This window comes from Paenibacillus sp. 01T422 (genome assembly GCF_056398785.1).
On the sequence record NZ_JBFTQB010000936.1, the window covers coordinates 1 to 2,472 of the forward strand.

The 2,472-nt window shown below is 46.2% G+C and carries 2 protein-coding genes; both read right to left on the reverse strand.

Going from position 1 to position 2,472, the window contains the following annotated elements; all coding sequences use genetic code 11:
• Positions 1-115 precede the first annotated feature (115 nt).
• Positions 116-1,147 (reverse strand): C40 family peptidase, encoded by a 1,032-nt coding sequence (locus AC1DUA_RS33735; protein ID WP_477503891.1) that lies wholly within the window; start codon positions 1,145-1,147, stop codon positions 116-118.
• Between the two features lie 186 nt (positions 1,148-1,333).
• Complete coding sequence (locus AC1DUA_RS33740; protein ID WP_477503892.1) at positions 1,334-2,410, reverse strand: anthranilate phosphoribosyltransferase; 1,077 nt, start codon at positions 2,408-2,410, stop codon at positions 1,334-1,336.
• Between the last annotated feature and the right edge of the window lie 62 nt (positions 2,411-2,472).

Genomic DNA, 2,472 nt, shown 5'->3' on the forward strand with positions numbered 1-2,472 from the left:
CTGCTGGCGTAAGTGAACAAAGTAATTTGCCCACCATTCATTGGCATCCATTCGTTGATCCTATGGAAGTATAAAAAAAGCAGACTTCGATTTCTCGAAGTCTGCTTTTTGAACTTTAAAGGGCACTTCCGCCATACAAGAAGCGGTACTCCCAGTGACGATTTTCAAACGAATCAATCCGAACTCCGCCGCTTTCCTTTGAATACGTCGATAAAATCTGACCATTGCCTAAGTATATAGCTACGTGTGAAATCGTTTGAGTCGATTTATTGATACCACTGTAATTCGACTTGCTTGTCCCTTTGTAATCCATGAAAAACATGAGATCACCAGGTTTCAAATCATGCCAATCGGTTTTGGCGTTACCCAGTGATTTCACGTAACTGCCTTGCCCTCTGGAGTCACTTGGCAGCTTCAAGCCAATCCCATCCAAGAATGCTTGACGAACGAAGTCAGAGCAGTCGAACGTACTGGTATTATCACGACTAGAGCCATATTCATAAGGCGTTCCTAAATATTTTTTGCCTGCAGCAATCACTTTTTGCGCTTGTTCACTGGCTGATCCGCCGCTTGTACCACCGTTATTGTTCGAATCTCCCGGCGATGTCACGCCTGAAGTTTTTATGTATTTGGAATCGGTGCTTACATAACCTTCCTGACCATCGGATGCTCTTACTTTGTACCAATAACTGTTCACTTTGGACAAGATGGTCACTTTCTCGCCTGCCTTCAAGTAACGAATACGTGCAGCATCCGTACTTGCACCTTGGCGGAAACTGACGGAGCTTACGATTTGCCCGGTTGTCGTTGACCCGCTGTTAGAGCCACCGTTATTATTCGAATCTCCTGGTGATGTCTCACCTGAAGTTGTTATGTATTTGGAATCGGTGCTTATATAACCTTCCCGACCGTCGGATGCTCTTACTTTGTACCACCAACTGTTCACTTGGGACAAGATGGTCACTTTCTCGCCTGGCTTTAAATAACGAATACGTGCGGCATCCACATCTGCACCTTGACGTAAACTGACGGAACTTACAATTTGCCCGGTTGCTGTAGCAGCCGAAGCTTCTTTGGGTAATGGGACGGTAACTGCGCCAAAAATAAGTGCTGGAACCAGCGCTAGGGTGAGTATTTGTTTTTTCATGATGTATGCCTCCTTAGCGTTCTGCTTTTCACGTTGTGCAGCGACTTTCGTGATCTTGCTTATGCCAGGCTATCCGGCACCGAAAGCACTGCCGTTTATATAGTTTCGCATGGGCAGGCTTGTTTCGGGGGGTGCCAACAAAAAAAGACCATCATTGCCGAATTATCAGCATACAGAGTGGTCTTTCTAACCAATTTTTGCAGAAGAATCATTGTGCGGATAATCTTGCAACGTGAATCGATGGCTCTGATCCACCCATTTTTGCATCACCTTCTGTGCCTCTCTCCTTTGTAGCAAAGATTCCGCCAATTGAAAGCCTTCCTCATAACTCCCCACCTTATCGAACCACGTCAATCTCAATCCTGCATTAAAAATGACATGATCACGCTCCCTCTTCAGCTCCTCAGAATTCTCGCCGCCAATAATACGGCGCAGCGACGAAAGCTGCTCAGCCTTATCCATGGGCTGCAAGGGTCCGCTCAGAAAGCCGAATTTTTGTGGTTCCACCACTCGCGACTCGTCTCCCCAGGGGGTGACAATGCGTATTGTGCTGTTTTGGTAAATCGGCAAATCCTCGGAACCTTCAATACCGTTCACAAGATATATACTTTGCACGCCGGATCTCATAGAAATGGGAATGAGCGACTCCATTGTTTTCCGCTGATTGACGCCGATAATCATATTCATGGATTGTACGGGATTCATCACTTTCTCAATCATATCGATAACCGTGCGCAGCCCTATCTGTTCGCGAACCTGTTTCAGCTTTCCGAGTGGTGGACAGAGTTGATCCGTATGCAGGAATCCAATATGCAAGTGAAACAGCATGGTTTCCCATGCTTTTGCCGATAAATCCATGGCAACGCCAAAGCTTTCCAAAATTTCTTGCATAGCTGTTCCCTGTCTTGAAGGGATAGAATCGCCTCCGTGCAGCACTTGGGAGAAACCTACTGAGGCAAGCAAGAGACTAACTGGTAGGGTAATCGGGAATAATTGACGACCTTCCGTAGGGCCTGCACAATTCAGCGAATCCGCAAATGGATGATAATTCAAGGAATAGCTGCGGAAAACATCAATAAATGCCCTCATCTCTTCATCAGCTTCACCCTTCATGCATAGCGCCATCAAGAAAGCTGCACACTGCGCGTCTGTAGAGTCCCCTCTAGCCATCTCATGCGCTGCCTCTATGGCTTCTTCGTACGTTAAATCGCGCGCGGTCCCCTGCTGTCCCGAACCTATGGCTTGAATCCATCTTTTCATCATTCATCCTCCTTCCTTATTGAACTTCGGCCATTAATTAATGTTATATTTAATAACATGTAAAG

Coding starts and splice junctions, on each gene's coding strand:
- AC1DUA_RS33740 (WP_477503892.1), bottom strand. CDS start 2,410: ATGATGAAAAGATGGATTCAAGCCATAGGTTCGGGACAGCAGGGGACC.
- AC1DUA_RS33735 (WP_477503891.1), bottom strand. CDS start 1,147: ATGAAAAAACAAATACTCACCCTAGCGCTGGTTCCAGCACTTATTTTT.